The sequence below is a fragment of the Bacillus sp. 05T21 genome, from assembly GCF_056396785.1.
In genome coordinates this window covers 819088-833625 of the sequence record NZ_JBFTMD010000001.1, presented here as the reverse complement: position 1 = coordinate 833625, position 14538 = coordinate 819088, and the positions used below count along the sequence as shown (strand labels likewise).

General features: G+C 35.9%; 17 protein-coding genes and 1 pseudogene. 14 read left to right on the top strand and 4 right to left on the bottom strand.

What is annotated here, in order from left to right:
- Positions 1–20: 20 nt before the first annotated feature.
- The gene (locus AC1DKZ_RS04420; RefSeq protein WP_002067464.1) at positions 21–1220 is read left to right on the top strand and encodes a class I SAM-dependent rRNA methyltransferase; all 1200 of its coding nucleotides are present in this window, start codon (positions 21–23) and stop codon (positions 1218–1220) included.
- 43 nt (positions 1221–1263) lie between these two features.
- Here the strand turns inward: AC1DKZ_RS04420 and AC1DKZ_RS04415 are convergent, their stop codons facing one another.
- On the bottom strand, positions 1264–1458 hold the full coding sequence (locus tag AC1DKZ_RS04415; RefSeq protein ID WP_001014315.1) for a YwbE family protein: 195 nt from the start codon (positions 1456–1458) through the stop codon (positions 1264–1266).
- Complete coding sequence (locus tag AC1DKZ_RS04410) at positions 1459–1632, bottom strand: hypothetical protein (RefSeq protein WP_002015431.1); 174 nt, start codon at positions 1630–1632, stop codon at positions 1459–1461.
- A 170-nt stretch (positions 1633–1802) separates the two neighbouring features.
- On the opposite strand from AC1DKZ_RS04410, the gene AC1DKZ_RS04405 reads away from it, so the two are divergent.
- The 6 genes from AC1DKZ_RS04405 (at position 1803) to AC1DKZ_RS04380 (ending at position 6175) form a co-directional block, all read left to right on the top strand.
- On the top strand, positions 1803–2495 hold the full coding sequence (locus tag AC1DKZ_RS04405) for a response regulator transcription factor (RefSeq protein WP_012261779.1): 693 nt from the start codon (positions 1803–1805) through the stop codon (positions 2493–2495).
- Between the two features lies 1 nt (position 2496).
- Positions 2497–3432 carry a HAMP domain-containing histidine kinase gene (locus tag AC1DKZ_RS04400; RefSeq protein WP_215599290.1) on the top strand — a complete coding sequence of 312 codons (936 nt, stop codon included), beginning with the start codon at positions 2497–2499 and terminating at the stop codon, positions 3430–3432.
- Positions 3433–3558: 126 nt separating this feature from the next.
- Complete coding sequence (locus tag AC1DKZ_RS04395) at positions 3559–4482, top strand: ABC transporter ATP-binding protein (RefSeq protein WP_012261778.1); 924 nt, start codon at positions 3559–3561, stop codon at positions 4480–4482.
- On the top strand, positions 4475–4636 hold the full coding sequence (locus AC1DKZ_RS04390; RefSeq protein ID WP_377864287.1) for a hypothetical protein: 162 nt from the start codon (positions 4475–4477) through the stop codon (positions 4634–4636). The genes AC1DKZ_RS04395 and AC1DKZ_RS04390 overlap by 8 nt, the downstream gene beginning before the upstream one ends.
- 34 nt (positions 4637–4670) lie before the next feature.
- On the top strand, positions 4671–5375 hold the full coding sequence (locus AC1DKZ_RS04385; RefSeq protein WP_341305667.1) for an ABC transporter permease: 705 nt from the start codon (positions 4671–4673) through the stop codon (positions 5373–5375).
- Between the two features lie 104 nt (positions 5376–5479).
- Positions 5480–6175 carry an ABC transporter permease gene (locus tag AC1DKZ_RS04380; protein WP_219920442.1) on the top strand — a complete coding sequence of 232 codons (696 nt, stop codon included), beginning with the start codon at positions 5480–5482 and terminating at the stop codon, positions 6173–6175.
- A gap of 63 nt (positions 6176–6238) precedes the next feature.
- On the opposite strand, the gene AC1DKZ_RS04375 is transcribed toward AC1DKZ_RS04380, so the two are convergent.
- A complete protein-coding gene (locus tag AC1DKZ_RS04375; RefSeq protein WP_476995690.1) occupies positions 6239–6571 on the bottom strand; it encodes a YfjL-like protein in 333 nt (110 codons plus the stop codon).
- Positions 6572–6705: 134 nt separating this feature from the next.
- Positions 6706–7209 carry a DinB family protein gene (locus AC1DKZ_RS04370; RefSeq protein WP_476995689.1) on the bottom strand — a complete coding sequence of 168 codons (504 nt, stop codon included), beginning with the start codon at positions 7207–7209 and terminating at the stop codon, positions 6706–6708.
- Positions 7210–7444: 235 nt separating this feature from the next.
- Between AC1DKZ_RS04370 and AC1DKZ_RS04365 the strand changes: the two are divergent.
- The 7 genes and pseudogenes from AC1DKZ_RS04365 to etfA all read left to right on the top strand — a co-directional run.
- Positions 7445–7750, top strand: a pseudogene (locus tag AC1DKZ_RS04365) (sigma factor); the annotation flags it as partial.
- A gap of 326 nt (positions 7751–8076) precedes the next feature.
- Positions 8077–9132 carry a BclA C-terminal domain-containing protein gene (locus tag AC1DKZ_RS04360; RefSeq protein ID WP_476995688.1) on the top strand — a complete coding sequence of 352 codons (1056 nt, stop codon included), beginning with the start codon at positions 8077–8079 and terminating at the stop codon, positions 9130–9132.
- A gap of 192 nt (positions 9133–9324) precedes the next feature.
- Entirely contained in the window at positions 9325–11010 is a 1686-nt protein-coding gene (locus tag AC1DKZ_RS04355) for a long-chain-fatty-acid--CoA ligase (protein WP_476995687.1), read from the top strand.
- Between the two features lie 106 nt (positions 11011–11116).
- Entirely contained in the window at positions 11117–11704 is a 588-nt protein-coding gene (locus tag AC1DKZ_RS04350) for a TetR/AcrR family transcriptional regulator (protein WP_087945806.1), read from the top strand.
- 11 nt (positions 11705–11715) lie between these two features.
- Positions 11716–12492, top strand: coding sequence for an enoyl-CoA hydratase (locus AC1DKZ_RS04345; RefSeq protein ID WP_002088868.1), 777 nt, complete (start codon positions 11716–11718; stop codon positions 12490–12492).
- Positions 12493–12570: 78 nt separating this feature from the next.
- Positions 12571–13344 (top strand): electron transfer flavoprotein subunit beta, encoded by a 774-nt coding sequence (gene etfB / locus AC1DKZ_RS04340; RefSeq protein ID WP_002088867.1) that lies wholly within the window; start codon positions 12571–12573, stop codon positions 13342–13344.
- Positions 13345–13380: 36 nt separating this feature from the next.
- Positions 13381–14358, top strand: coding sequence for an electron transfer flavoprotein subunit alpha (gene etfA / locus AC1DKZ_RS04335; protein ID WP_476995686.1), 978 nt, complete (start codon positions 13381–13383; stop codon positions 14356–14358).
- Positions 14359–14538 lie beyond the last annotated feature (180 nt).

Genomic DNA, 14538 nt, shown 5'->3' with positions numbered 1-14538 from the left:
AATGGAAAGGAAGACATTACATGCGATCTGAAGTAACTATAAAAATAAAACCGAAGTTTATAAAAGAAATTAAAAGTGGATATCCACTTATTTTAAAAGATGCTATTCAAAATTTAAATGATGTACGTGAAGAAGGAACAATCATCAACGTAGTAGATGAGAAGAACCAATTCATCGGAAAAGGCTATTATGGAAAACAAAATAAAGGATATGGATGGATTTTAACGAGAAAAGAGAAAGAGCAAATTAATCAACCTTTCTTTGAAAGTAAAATCAAATCTGCTTTACATAAACGAAAAGATTTTTATAAATCAAATGATACAACAGCATTTCGTGCCCTGAATGGTGAGGGCGATGGCCTTGGTGGTTTAATCATCGATTATTATGACGGCTATTATGTAATAAGTTGGTATAGTGAAGGGGTTTATACTTTCCGCGATGAGATTATAGCAGCGCTTCAAAAAGTAGCAAATTTCAAAGGGATTTATGAGAAAAAGCGCTTTGATACGAAAGGGAAATACATTGAAGGTGATGATTTCGTCGCAGGAGAGCGCGGTGAGTTCCCACTTATCGTAAAAGAAAACGGTGTAAACTTTGCTGTATATTTAAATGACGGGGCGATGGTTGGTGTGTTTTTAGATCAGCGTAACGTTCGAAAACAAATTCGTGATAAATATGCAAAAGGAAGAACGGTTTTAAATATGTTCTCTTATACTGGGGCTTTCTCTGTATTTGCAGCGCTTGGCGGAGCGAGTAAAACAACGAGTGTGGACCTTGCAAATCGTAGTTTAAGTAAAACGATTGAGCAGTTTAGTGTAAATGAAATTGATTATGAAGCACAAGATATTATTGTAGAAGATGTATTTCTATATTTCAAATATGCAGCTAAGAAAAAGATGAAATTTGATATGGTTGTACTTGATCCCCCAAGCTTTGCACGCTCGAAAAAATATACGTTCAGTGCGGCGAAAGATTATAAAAACTTATTAAAAGAAACAATTGCCATTACAGAAAATAACGGTATTATCGTTGCTTCTACAAATTGTAGCGCATTCGATATGAAAAAGTTTAATGGCTTTATCGATACAGCATTTAAAGAAATGAACGGTAAATATAAAATATTAGAAGAACATTCTTTACCAGAAGATTTCCGTACAATTGATCAATTTAAAGAGGGAGACTATTTAAAAGTAGTTTTTATCGAAAAAATTAAAGGTTAATGAAAATAAGAAAAGGAGCTCAAGTTTAAATGAGCTCCTTTTCTTATTGAATAATATTTTGTACTCTGCCAACCTGTCCGTCTTGCAATCTTACTTTAATGCCGTGCGGATGTGAAGGTGAGTTCGTTAAAATATCTTTTACAATTCCTCTTGTTAGCTTACCTGTACGTTGATCTTGTTTTAATACAATATCAACTTCAAGACCTGATGAAATGTTAGATCGTTTTTGCCCGTTCATTTATACACCTGTACGTCTACGTTGGTTGTTTGTTTTCTTCGTTTGTTGGTTTTGTAATTTTTTCGTTTCTTGACTTTGACTTCCATTATTTGAGCCGTTTCCATTTCCTTGCTTTTTCTTCGCAAGTTGTTCGCGCATTAAATCAGCTAAGCTTACTTTTTTGTTTTCTGACATGATAAGTCTCCTTTATATAAAGTTAATTATGAACAATCGTAGTGAATTTCATCATATCATTGTTAAGGAAGGAAGGGAAGTTGGTTTGAAAATTCATATAATTCTTTCCAGCATTCATTCGTTACGATACAATTAAATTGTTAATGTTTGTTAAAAAAGGGGATAGAAATATGTCACATCATATTTTATTAGTTGAAGATGACATCTCAATTCAAGAGATGGTTGAAACATATTTAGTAAAAGAAGGTTTTCAAGTTACAATCGCATCTGATGGAGAAGAAGGAGTTAACGCATTTTTAAAAGGTTCATTTGATTTGATTATCCTCGATATTATGATGCCAAAGTTAGATGGCTTAGAGGTTGTGCGAATCATTCGAGAAAAAAGTGCCATTCCGATTTTAATGATGTCAGCGAAAGATACAGATGTTGATAAAGCTGTTGGATTAGGACTTGGAGCAGATGATTACATTTGTAAGCCGTTTTCTATGATTGAACTAGCTGCACGTGTAAAAGCGGGGATTCGGAGGTCTACAAAGTATTCGGCTGTGGAATCAAAAGATGAGGCGATTCAGATTGGTGATTTAATAATTGACCCAATTAATTTTACTGTGGAGAAAAAGGGAAGACAGCTTAAACTTACTTTAAAAGAATTTGAGATTTTAAAGCTATTCGTGAAGAATCAAAATCGTGTTTTTACGAAGGCACAAATATATACGCTCGTTTGGAATGAAGAATATTATGGTGATGATAATGTTATTAATGTTCATATGAGAAGATTACGTGAGAAAATTGAAAGTGATCCATCTAATCCAGAATATATTAAAACATTATGGGGCATCGGCTATAAGTTGGAAGTGATGTAGTATGGTTGTATTTTTAACAGTGGTGATTATTATATTGCTTATCGTTATTTACGTGCAATATAAAATTAGGAAAAATAGTAGTAGGAATTTACGCTACACGTATGAGAAGTTAAATCGAATTGTAAAAGAACAAACTGGTGAGAAGCTATTAATTATGACAGATGATCTAGAATTGCAAAAGTTATTAGTGGCGATTAATCATTTATTAGATGCAAAACAGAAAACGAATGCAGATCATGCGAAAGTGGAAATTTCGATGAGAAAAATGCTTTCAAATATTTCACATGATTTGAAAACACCACTAACAGTTATTCTTGGATATACCGAAATGTTAAATAAGGATAAAACGATAAGCGAGGAAGAGCAGCAAATATTACTCGAAAAGGTGCATGTAAAAACACTAGAAGTGATGGAACTGATTCATAAGTTTTTTGATTTAGCAAAATTAGAATCCGGTGACAAAGCAATTGAGATGACAAAAGTAAATATGAATGAAGTTTGTCGCGAGAAGATTTTATCTTTTTATGATTTAGTGACGACGAAAGGGTTTCAAGTTCATATTGATATACCAGAAAGAAATATATATGCACTTGGAAATGTAGAAGTATTAGGTAGAGTATTGAATAATTTAATATCAAATGCGATTACATATGGTGACGATGGAAAGACACTTGGTATGACGTTAAGAGATGATGAAACGAGTGTGTATATAGATGTATGGGATACAGGAAAAGGAATTGATGAATCTCACATTGATAAAGTGTTTGAGCGTATGTACACACTTGAAGATTCCAGAAATAGATTGTACCAAGGAAGCGGTTTAGGGTTAACGATTACGAAAAGGCTTGTGGAAGCGATGGACGGAGAAATACATCTTTCTAGTAAGCCGTATGAAAAAACAATTTTTACAGTTGTATTAACAAAGATGCTGTTTTAGCTTGTAGAGAAGTAGATTCTACAAGCTTTTTTTTCAGCGTAAGGAATTTGTAAGGAACGGGTAAGAAAAAAGAGAATTCCGTTGTCTATTATAGAAGTATAAGGTAGTGCGAAAGGAGATAGTGACATGACATATATATTAAAAACGAATCAGTTAACGAAAGTGTTTAAAGGGAAAGAAGTAATTTCTAGCGTTAACATGCATGTGAAAAAAGGTGAGATCTACGGTTTCTTAGGACCGAATGGTGCAGGTAAAACAACGATTATGAAAATGATCACAAACTTAATAAAACCGACGAGCGGTGATATTGAAATTTTTGGTGAGAAGTTAACGGATACATCTTATGAATTGTTAAAGCGCATGGGGACAATTATCGAATATCCAATTTTTTATGATAAATTAACGGCGAAGGAAAACCTAGAATTACATTGTGAATATATGGGGTATTACGACAAAAACGCAATTGATCATGCTTTACATTTAGTGAAGCTGCACGGTATAGATGATAAAAAAGTAAAAGATTTTTCATTAGGGATGAAGCAAAGACTTGGTATTGCAAGGGCGATCATGACGAAGCCAGAATTACTCATTTTAGATGAGCCAATTAACGGTTTAGATCCAATTGGTATTAAAGAATTAAGAGACTTATTTAAAATGCTCTGCAAAGAATATGGTATTACGTTATTAGTCTCTAGTCATATTTTAGGCGAGATGGAACTAATGGCAGATACAATCGGTATGATTCAAAATGGAAAGCTAATAAAAGAAGTTTCAATGAAGAGTATTAACGGAAAACAAACAGAGTACATTGAAATTACTGTTCCTGATGTGAAGCGTGCAGCTTATATTTTAGAAGATAAACTCGGTATAAAAAATTACAAAATAATGAGTGGAAATATGATTCGTGTGTATGATACGGCAGCGTCTCAGCAAGCTATTTCAAAAGCACTTATTATGAACGATGTAGAAATTGAAAGTATTAATAAGAAACATAGTTCCTTAGAAGAATATTTCTTAAATGTAATGGATGGAGAGGGCATTCATGCTTAATGGATTGTTAGTGAATCTAGTAAGTGGATTGATTGTAATGTTCATAAGTGGGATTTTATATTATAGAAAACCTGAGCGGAAATGGTTGTTAATTCTAATAGTAATAGGAATGTTAAGCGTAGTTACTGCTGGAATTAGAATGTTAGCAGCGTAGAGAGAGTTATATAAAGAATGGAGGCGTGGTTTGTATGCTTAGATTAATGAAGCTAGAGTGGAAAAAACATCAATTATCTAGTTACTTTAAAAGTGTAGCAATTTGTATTATAGCAATTTTTATTGTAGTAAATCTTATGGCGTTGGGAGTGAAAGGCGAGGTAGATTTGCTACTCTCTGACTTCACACAACAAATGGCTTTAATAAACATTTTTATTAGGATAACATTCATTACTTTTAGTTCAGTCCTTTTATCACGTTTAGTAATTGATGAGTATAAGAACAAAACGATGCAACTATCGTTTATGTACCCGCTACAAAGGAAAATGCTAATGAGGGCGAAATTAACAATTGTTTTTTGTTTTTGTTTTGTGAGCACGATTATTGCTACTTTCATTATTAGTTTGCTCGTATATTTTGTGAGTCCAATGATCGGACTGATTGAAACGCCTGCTACGATAGGCGAATTAATAGCTAGCGTTCCAACTACTATTATAAGTGCATTTATGATATCTGGTATAAGTTTAATTCCTTTGTTTTTTGGGATGAGAAAAAAATCGACACCGACAACAATTACTTCTGCAGTAATAATTGGGATGCTAATTAATGGTAACGTTGGTTCTGGAAACGGTCAAGTAAGTATGTTTAATTTTATCGCTATTCCAATAGTGCTCTGTTTATTAGGGATTTTTATTAGTTATCTTTCATATCGTAAAATCGACAAGATTGATGTGGCGTGAAGTAAGCTTAAAACAACAACGAACTGGGGTATGAATAGTGAAAAAAATAATAGTAATTGAAATTTTAAGTTAATTTCAATAGCTTACATGAAAGGAGGACTATCATGCTACGTCTTATGAAGCTAGAATTGAAGAAGTTTAAGCTCGGATGGTATGTGAAGAGAGCGGTTATTGCGAATATCGTTATACTGGCACTACTAATCTTCGTTAGTATCGTTGCTCAAATAGAAGGGGATCCAAAAATAAGGGATCCGCAGATAATTTTGTCGATGGCTAGTGCGTTAGTAAGAGCAACGTTTATTATTTTTGGTGGCGTACTAATAGCCAAGTTAATAATTGATGAATATAAAAGTAAAACAATACTACTCATGTTTTCTTATCCAATTAACCGAAAGAAAATGATGGCTAGTAAGTTGGCTATTACAGCGACATTAACATTTATAACAGTTATTGTATCTAACATTTTAGTAGTAGGAATTTTCTTTGGGATAGATAGTTATTTTTCAATTCTTCCTAATTCATTCACAGTAGATCAATTGATTCAAGAAGGGATAAATCTTATTCCTTTAGCCATTGCCACGGCAGGAATAAGCTTAATTCCTCTATATTTCGGGATGCGTAAACGTTCTGTGCCAGCTACAATCGTTTCTTCTATTATCGTTGTATTAATCGCAATTAATAACCCTCCCATATTTCCTATAGCGACGTTTCTTCCTCTTCAATTCACATTTGCAGCGATTGGAGTTGCGATTGCATATTACGGAATTAAAAATATAGAGAAGGAAGATATAACAGTATGACAAGAATACGTAAAAAAGAGTTGGCGTTATACCAACTCTTTTTTGTATATGTATGCTTCGTTACTACTCTGTAAATTTATAGTGTTTGCTTAAATACTCTTGCACTCCTGGAGAAATGTTAAAGTTATTAGAACCTTTATATTCGATAGTAAACTCTCCATCTTCAATTGTTTCAAAGGCGATTGCATAGATATCCATTTTAGAATCGTAAGAAGTATTTTTGACTTTTGTATCTAGATTAAAGTATTTTGTAATATACTCTTTTGATTCAGCAATTGCTGTTTGTTTTCCCCAAGGGGTACCATAACTTGTGAAATAAAGGGATACACTGATAACTCCAATGATAGAAGTTAGTAAGAGAGTTCTTATTGTTATTTTTTTGTTTTTTGTATTCAATTTAGTTCCCTCCAATTAATATGAATTTATCTTAACGTATTTTCTCATAAAATACCATTTAGTAGAAAATAGTTTCACATGAAACAAGTTACAGAAAAAGACAAGGTGCATAAACACCTTGTCTTTTTCTGTCGTTACATTTGGGGAGCTTCCATTCCAGTAGCAGCCCATTCTTCTTTTGCAGGACCATAAACGCCAGGGACTGTTAAGCCAGCTTGACGCATTAAAACAGTCATCTGTCCGCGGTGGTGATTTTGATGATTGATGAGTGTCATTAAAAATATAGAATTCGGCATAGAACGACCAAAGAAGTTATTAATAGTAGCTAAGTCTTTATCAGTCCACTCACTTTGAAGTGCTTCAATAAAAGCCGTATTCACTTTGCGATACCCATCTGCAATTGTTTTTGCTGAAGTTGGTACAGGATAATCTTTCGTTTCTCCTTCAAACTTAAGCCCTGTCCCTGATAGCATAACAGGAAGTGCTGTAACGATATGCCAAGCGACTCTCCCTAAAGTCCAGTGCCCAGGTGCAATTTCTTGTGATAAAGATTCATCGGTTAATGCATCGAGCATCTTCTGAGTAGACTCAGCCTCGTATGTCCATGATGTTAAAAAATCTTCAATAGTTTGGTACATAGTTATCCCTCCTGTTTTTCGCTCGTATATTAAATTCGTGAGAGATAATATAATCCCTGTTTCATAAGCGATACTTAATTAAGCATTGCTACAATATAAAAAAATTAGAAAATATTTGTAAAAGTGTCAGAAAACCGCCCTATGCATTCGTATATATAATGAATAGAGAATGGAGTAAAGAGTGGTGATAAGGGTGAAGGATATAGAAATAGTAGAAGGTCTTTGAAAACAAGATATGTTAGCATTACATACAGCAATTGATCGATATGGAGATTTAATTTATAAGGTGGTTCACAGTGTTTTAGATACGGCGCATAGTAAGGTGCTAGTGGATGAATGTGTTGATGATATTTTATTAATCGTTTGGTACAACATTAGTAGTTATGATGAAAAACGTGGGAAGTTTAGAAATTGGCTTATATCTGTCGCGAAATTTAAAGCCATTGATTATAAACGAAAAAGTAATAAGGTCTATCAATTACAAGAGTTTCAGCAAGACATATATGTAGAAGGAAAAAATGTTAATTTAACAAAATATGAGGGTGTTTAAAGTGTTAATATTTTTTGGGAATTTTGACGAAAGAATAACGATTTATATGGATTTTAATATATTGTATTTAAATACATACGTGTATCAAGGTTGAAGGAGCTGAAATTCCTTTAATGAGGAAGGCGAAAGTACAAGCGAAAGGAGAGCGTATTGCATGTAATATTTATTAGAATGTAAGGAAAAAAACCTTTATTTATAAAAGGTTTATTCCAAAGCGGATAGTTGATAAGGAAAACAAAAACTAATTTTTTATTAGAAAGATATTTTTAATTCGTTGGCTGTACTTAAAAGATTGAACACGAAGGAGGGGGGTCAACATGTCTTTATGGAGTAATAATACAAATGGATATTGTGGGTGTAATAATCAAAATGGTGTGCATGTTGATTCATGCTGTTTTAGTTGCGATGGGACAGTTCCTAAGATCGGTCCGACAGGTCCAACAGGTCCAACAGGTGAAACGGGAGCAACAGGAGTAACGGGAGTAACGGGAGCAACGGGAGCAACGGGAGCAACGGGAGCAACGGGAGCAACGGGAGCAACAGGAGCAACGGGAGCAACAGGTCCAACAGGAGTAACGGGAGTAACAGGAGCAACAGGTCCAACAGGAGTAACAGGAGCAACAGGAGTAACAGGTCCAACAGGAGCAACAGGAGCAACGGGAGCAACAGGAGCAACAGGAGTAACAGGAGCAACAGGTCCAACAGGAGCAACAGGAGTAACAGGCCCAACAGGAGCAACAGGAGTAACAGGAGCAACAGGTCCAACAGGAGCAACAGGAGTAACAGGTCCAACAGGAGCAACAGGTCCAACAGGTCCAACAGGAGCAACAGGAGCAACAGGAGTAACAGGAGCAACAGGAGTAACAGGAGCAACAGGAGCAACGGGAGTAACAGGAGCAACAGGAGCAACAGGCCCAACGGGAGCGACAGGTTCAACGGGAGCAACAGGAGATACAGGTACAAGTATAACTGCTACGTATGCATTTGCGAATAATACATCGGGTACGGCAATATCAGTATTACTTGGTGGGACAAATGTCACACTTCCAAATAATCAGAATATCGGTCCAGGAATTACTGTGTCTGGAGGGAACACAGTATTTACGGCCGCAAATGCGGGGAATTATTATATTTCATATACAATTAATATAACGGCTTCATTATTAGTTAGTTCACGAATTACAATCAATGGGGCACCACTTGCTGGAACTATCAACGCTCCTGCATTAGCAACGACTTCATTTAGTGCAACAATTATTACGACTCTTGCAGCGGGGAGTGCAATTAGTTTGCAGTTATTTGGATTGTTAGCTGTTGCCACGTTATCAACGACTACACCTGGTGCAGTTTTAACGATTATAAGATTAAGTTAAGTAACGTGAACTCTCTTATTCTTTTAAAATTAAGAGAGTTTCTACATATAATAAGAAGTTAAGGAAGTAAAGCATAGTTATAAAAAGTCAGAATATTATGATTGTAACGATGTTACGACTATAATATAATGAAAACAACTATCATGAATGAACATTCATTTATTTTCACAAGTATTGGAAGGGGGAATGAGAGTGGAAAAACCTTGGCTGCAGAGTTATCCAGATGAAATTCCAGGGACAATTTCTTATGATATTCAGCCACTTCATAGATATTTAGAGAAAATGGCTGCTCGTTATCCAGAAAAGAAAGCGCTTCATTTTTTAGGTAAAGATGTTAAATTTTCAGATTTCCATGACAAGGTAAAGAAATTTGCGAATTACCTTCAAAGACTTGGTATTGAAAAAGGCGATAGAGTTGCGATTATGTTACCGAATTGTCCGCAATCTGTAATTGGTTATTATGGTACTTTGCTTGCGGGGGGGATTGTTGTACAAACGAATCCTCTTTATACAGAAAGAGAGCTTGAGTACCAACTTCATGACTCAGGGGCAAAAGTTATTCTGTGCCTTGATTTAGTGTTTCCGAGAGTTACTAACGTTCAAACTGCAACAAAGCTTGAGCACATTATCGTAACCCGTATTGCAGATTTTTTACCATTCCCTAAAAATTTACTTTATCCATTTGTACAAAAAAAGCAGGCAAATCTTGTTGTGAATGTGTCGGAAAGCGAAACGATTCATCTTTGGAAATCGGTAGAAAGGGAAAGTAGTACTGATGTTGAAGTTCCATGTGATCCTGAAAATGATCTAGCCCTTTTGCAGTATACAGGGGGAACGACAGGGTTTCCAAAAGGGGTTATGTTAACGCATAAAAACCTCGTTTCGAACACTTTAATGGGAGCTCATTGGTTATATAATTGCAAAGAAGGAGAAGAGGTAATTCTTGGTGTTCTTCCGTTTTTTCATGTGTACGGGATGACAGCTGTAATGAATTTAAGTATTATGCAAGGATATAAAATGGTGCTTATTCCGAAGTTTGATATGAAAATGGTTTTTGAAGCAATTAAGAAACATAAAGTTACACTATTTCCAGGAGCACCAACCATTTACATTGCTCTATTAAATAGTCCTCTTTTAAAAGAATATGATATTTCTTCAATTCAGGCTTGTATTAGTGGTTCTGCACCGCTTCCTGTAGAAGTGCAGGAGGAGTTTGAGAGAGTTACAGGTGGTAAATTAGTAGAGGGTTATGGATTAACGGAGTCATCACCAGTTACACATGGGAATTTTTTGTGGGAAAAGCGTGTGCCGGGAAGTATTGGGGTACCGTGGCCGGATACAGAGGCAATAATCATGTCACTTGAAACAGGAGAGTCATTACCTCCAGGTGAAATTGGTGAAATCGTTGTAAAGGGCCCACAAATTATGAAAGGGTATTGGAATAAGCCAGAAGAAACGGCAGCTGTACTGCAAGATGGCTGGCTCCATACAGGTGATGTAGGATACATGGATGAGGATGGCTTTTTCTATGTGAAAGATCGTAAGAAAGATATGATCGTTGCTAGTGGCTTTAACGTATATCCTCGTGAAGTAGAAGAAGTGTTATATGAACACGAAAAGGTGCAAGAAGTGGTAACAATCGGTGTTCCTGATCCGTATCGAGGGGAAACTGTAAAAGCGTTTGTTGTTTTGAAAGAAGACGCTGAGTGTTCTGAAGAAGAATTAGATCAGTTTGCACGTAAATATTTAGCAGCTTACAAAGTTCCGAAGGTATATGAGTTTAGAAGTGAGTTGCCGAAGACGACAGTCGGAAAAATTTTACGTCGTGTCCTAATAGATGAAGAGAAGAGAAAGAATGAGGATGAGCAAACGGGCTAAGGCCCTTTCTTTTTGAAAAAATAGGATTGACACTTTTCTAAATAGTCAGTATTATAAGAATATGAATGACTATTCATTCAGTCATCTTCTTGAAGGGGACAGTAAAGTGAAGAAAAATAGACCGAAATACAATCAGATTATTGATGCTGCAGTCATTGTGATTGCGGAGAATGGATACCATCAAGCGCAAGTTTCTAAAATTGCAAAGCAAGCTGGGGTAGCTGATGGCACGATTTATTTATATTTTAAAAATAAAGAAGATATATTAATATCCTTATTCCAAGAGAAGATGGGAGAATTTGTTGAAACAATTCGTCAAAAAATAGCAGGAATTGAAAGCGCTGTAGCGAAGTTATTCATGTTGGTAGAAACGCACTTCTTGCTGTTGTCACAAAATGATCCTCTTGCTATCGTTACGCAATTAGAGCTAAGGCAGTCCAATCAAGACTTGCGCCTTAAAATAAATGAAGTATTAAAAGGCTACTTACAAGTTATGGATGAGATTTTAGAGACAGGTATAAAGCAAGGTGAATTTCAGGCGGATTTAAACGTTCGCGTGGCAAGACAAATGATCTTTGGAACAGTAGATGAAGTTGTGACCAATTGGGTAATGAGCGATCATAAGTATGATCTGGTCGCACTTTCAAAAACGGTACATGGGCTACTTATTGCAGCTTGTGGTTATCGTAAATAATGGGAGGGATCATGTTGAAATTCCTATCTGTAAAAGTTGAAGATCATATCGCGGTGGCGACGTTAAACCATGCTCCAGCTAATGCGATGTCTTCACAAGTTATGCATGACGTTACTGAATTAATCGATCAAGTGGAAAAGGATGATAACATTCGTGTTGTTGTTCTACATGGTGAAGGACGCTTCTTCTCAGCAGGGGCAGATATTAAAGAATTTACATCTGTTACTGAAGCGAAGCAAGCAACAGAGTTAGCACAGCTTGGACAAGTTACGTTTGAGCGTGTTGAAAAATGTTCAAAACCAGTTATTGCGGCAATTCATGGAGCGGCACTTGGCGGCGGCCTGGAGTTTGCTATGTCTTGCCACATGCGCTTTGTAACTGAAAGTACAAAGCTTGGTTTACCTGAATTAACACTTGGATTAATTCCTGGTTTTGCAGGTACACAGCGCTTACCACGTTATGTTGGAAAAGCGAAAGCTTGTGAAATGATGTTAACAAGTACACCAATTACTGGCGCAGAAGCATTACAATGGGGACTTGTTAACGGAGTGTTTTCTGAAGAATCCATTTTAGAAGATACGCTTAAAATTGCAAAACAGATTGCTGGAAAAAGCCCAGCAACAACTCGTGCTGTGCTAGAGTTATTACAAACGACAAAATCGTCTCATTATTATGAAGGTGTACAGCGTGAATCACAGATTTTTGGTGAAGTATTTACGAGTGAAGATGGAAGAGAAGGCGTAGCAGCGTTTTTAGAAAAACGTAAGCCTTCATTTAGTGGTAGGTAATCCAATTATTTTTTTAATGCAAATTAACAGAATTTTAAAATTGATAGAATCTTTCTGAAAAATAAGGGGGTAAATGAAATGAACATCTACGTACTCATGAAACGAACATTTGATACAGAAGAAAAAATCGTAATTAAAAACGGTGCAATTTACGATGGCGAAGCGGAATTCATCATCAACCCTTACGATGAATATGCGATTGAAGAAGCAATTCAAGTAAGAGATGCACAAGGTGGAGAAGTTACTGTTATAACAGTTGGTGGCGAGGATAGTGAAAAAGAACTTCGCACAGCATTGGCGATGGGCTGCGATAAAGCGGTACTAATTAACATTGAAGATGATGTTGAGAATGGTGACCAATTTACAACAGCAAAAGTACTTGCTGAATATTTAAAAGATAAAGAAATAGATTTAATTTTAGGCGGGAACGTTGCGATTGACGGTGCATCTGGACAAGTTGGTCCACGAGTAGCTGAAGCGTTAAATATCCCATACGTAACGACGATTACGAAGCTTGAAATTGATGGTACAAATGTGAAGATTGAGCGTGATGTTGAAGGGGATACAGAAGTAATTGAATCATCATTACCTCTTCTAGTAACAGCGCAACAAGGTTTAAACGAACCGCGTTATCCATCACTTCCAGGTATTATGAAAGCGAAGAAGAAGCCACTAGAAGAAGTAGAATTAGATGATTTAGATTTAGAAGAAGATGATGTGGAAGCAAAAACAAAAACAATTGAAATCTATTTGCCTCCTAAGAAAGATGCAGGAAAAGTGTTACAAGGCGAGCTGCAAGATCAAGTAAAAGAACTTGTATCGTTGCTCCATACAGAAGCGAAAGTAATCTAATAAAATACGAAATTATATATGCAGGAGGGAAAATCTATGGCTCGTAAAGTATTAGTAATGGGTGAAGTTCGTGATGGATCGCTACGCAACGTTTCGTTTGAAGCGGTAGCAGCAGCAAAAACAATTGCAGAAGGCGGTGAAGTGGTAGGTCTTCTAGTTGGAGACAGCGTTGCCTCTTTTGCAAATGAATTGATTCATTACGGTGCAGATCGCGTTGTGACAGTTGAAAATGATAAATTAAAATCATATACATCTGATGGATATGCACAAGCGTTTTTAGCTGTATATGCTGAAGAAAAGCCAGAAGGCATTGTATTTGGACATACGGCACTTGGTAAAGATTTATCACCAAAATTAGCAGCGAAATTAGAAGCTGGTTTAGTTTCTGACGTAACGGCTTTAGAAGTTGAAGGTGGAAATGTTATCTTCACTCGTCCGATTTACTCTGGTAAAGCATTTGAGAAGAAGATTGTAACAGAGGGTATCTTATTTGCGACAGTGCGTCCAAATAACATTGCAACTCTTGAAAAAGACGAGTCTCGCACAGCTGACGTGTTTTCTATTACAGTAGATGTGAAAGATTTACGTACAATCATTCAAGATGTTGTCCGTAAAACTGCAGAGGGTGTTGATCTTTCTGAAGCGAAAGTCATTATAGCTGGCGGACGTGGTGTGAAGAGTGAAGAAGGATTTAAACCGTTAAAAGAATTAGCTGACGTACTAGGCGGCGCTGTTGGAGCATCTCGTGGTGCTTGTGATGCAGAGTACTGTGATTATTCATTACAAATTGGTCAAACAGGTAAAGTTGTTACACCAGACCTATACATTGCATGCGGAATTTCTGGTGCGATTCAGCATTTAGCTGGTATGTCTAATTCAAAAATAATTGTTGCGATTAATAAAGATCCAGAAGCAAGTATCTTCAAAGTAGCTGACTATGGTATTGTCGGAGATCTGTTTGAAGTATTACCTCTTTTAACAGAAGAGTTTAAAAAGTTAAAAGTACATTCATGATTTGAGTACCCTTGAGTTCCAAGTGAAGTACCCCTATATATAGAAAAAGGTGAGAGATCCCCTGTCTCTCATCTTTTTAGTATTTCATCCATATTTTTATATAGTATAAAGGAACATTTTTTTGTTACAATACATAACGATACATAATATTCGCCACGTATAAAAGTTAATGATATACTC

What these genes read in the sequence shown, in the direction of transcription:
- AC1DKZ_RS04390 (WP_377864287.1), top strand. Translation starts at nt 4,475, where the DNA reads ATGCTTAATGGATTGTTAGTGAATCTAGTAAGTGGATTGATTGTAATG.
- AC1DKZ_RS04360 (WP_476995688.1), top strand. Translation starts at nt 8,077, where the DNA reads ATGTCTTTATGGAGTAATAATACAAATGGATATTGTGGGTGTAATAAT.
- AC1DKZ_RS04345 (WP_002088868.1), top strand. Translation starts at nt 11,716, where the DNA reads ATGTTGAAATTCCTATCTGTAAAAGTTGAAGATCATATCGCGGTGGCG.
- etfA (WP_476995686.1), top strand. Translation starts at nt 13,381, where the DNA reads ATGGCTCGTAAAGTATTAGTAATGGGTGAAGTTCGTGATGGATCGCTA.
- AC1DKZ_RS04420 (WP_002067464.1), top strand. Translation starts at nt 21, where the DNA reads ATGCGATCTGAAGTAACTATAAAAATAAAACCGAAGTTTATAAAAGAA.
- etfB (WP_002088867.1), top strand. Translation starts at nt 12,571, where the DNA reads ATGAACATCTACGTACTCATGAAACGAACATTTGATACAGAAGAAAAA.
- AC1DKZ_RS04395 (WP_012261778.1), top strand. Translation starts at nt 3,559, where the DNA reads ATGACATATATATTAAAAACGAATCAGTTAACGAAAGTGTTTAAAGGG.
- AC1DKZ_RS04370 (WP_476995689.1), bottom strand. Translation starts at nt 7,209, where the DNA reads ATGTACCAAACTATTGAAGATTTTTTAACATCATGGACATACGAGGCT.
- AC1DKZ_RS04380 (WP_219920442.1), top strand. Translation starts at nt 5,480, where the DNA reads ATGCTACGTCTTATGAAGCTAGAATTGAAGAAGTTTAAGCTCGGATGG.
- AC1DKZ_RS04385 (WP_341305667.1), top strand. Translation starts at nt 4,671, where the DNA reads ATGCTTAGATTAATGAAGCTAGAGTGGAAAAAACATCAATTATCTAGT.
- AC1DKZ_RS04405 (WP_012261779.1), top strand. Translation starts at nt 1,803, where the DNA reads ATGTCACATCATATTTTATTAGTTGAAGATGACATCTCAATTCAAGAG.
- AC1DKZ_RS04415 (WP_001014315.1), bottom strand. Translation starts at nt 1,458, where the DNA reads ATGAACGGGCAAAAACGATCTAACATTTCATCAGGTCTTGAAGTTGAT.
- AC1DKZ_RS04400 (WP_215599290.1), top strand. Translation starts at nt 2,497, where the DNA reads ATGGTTGTATTTTTAACAGTGGTGATTATTATATTGCTTATCGTTATT.
- AC1DKZ_RS04410 (WP_002015431.1), bottom strand. Translation starts at nt 1,632, where the DNA reads ATGTCAGAAAACAAAAAAGTAAGCTTAGCTGATTTAATGCGCGAACAA.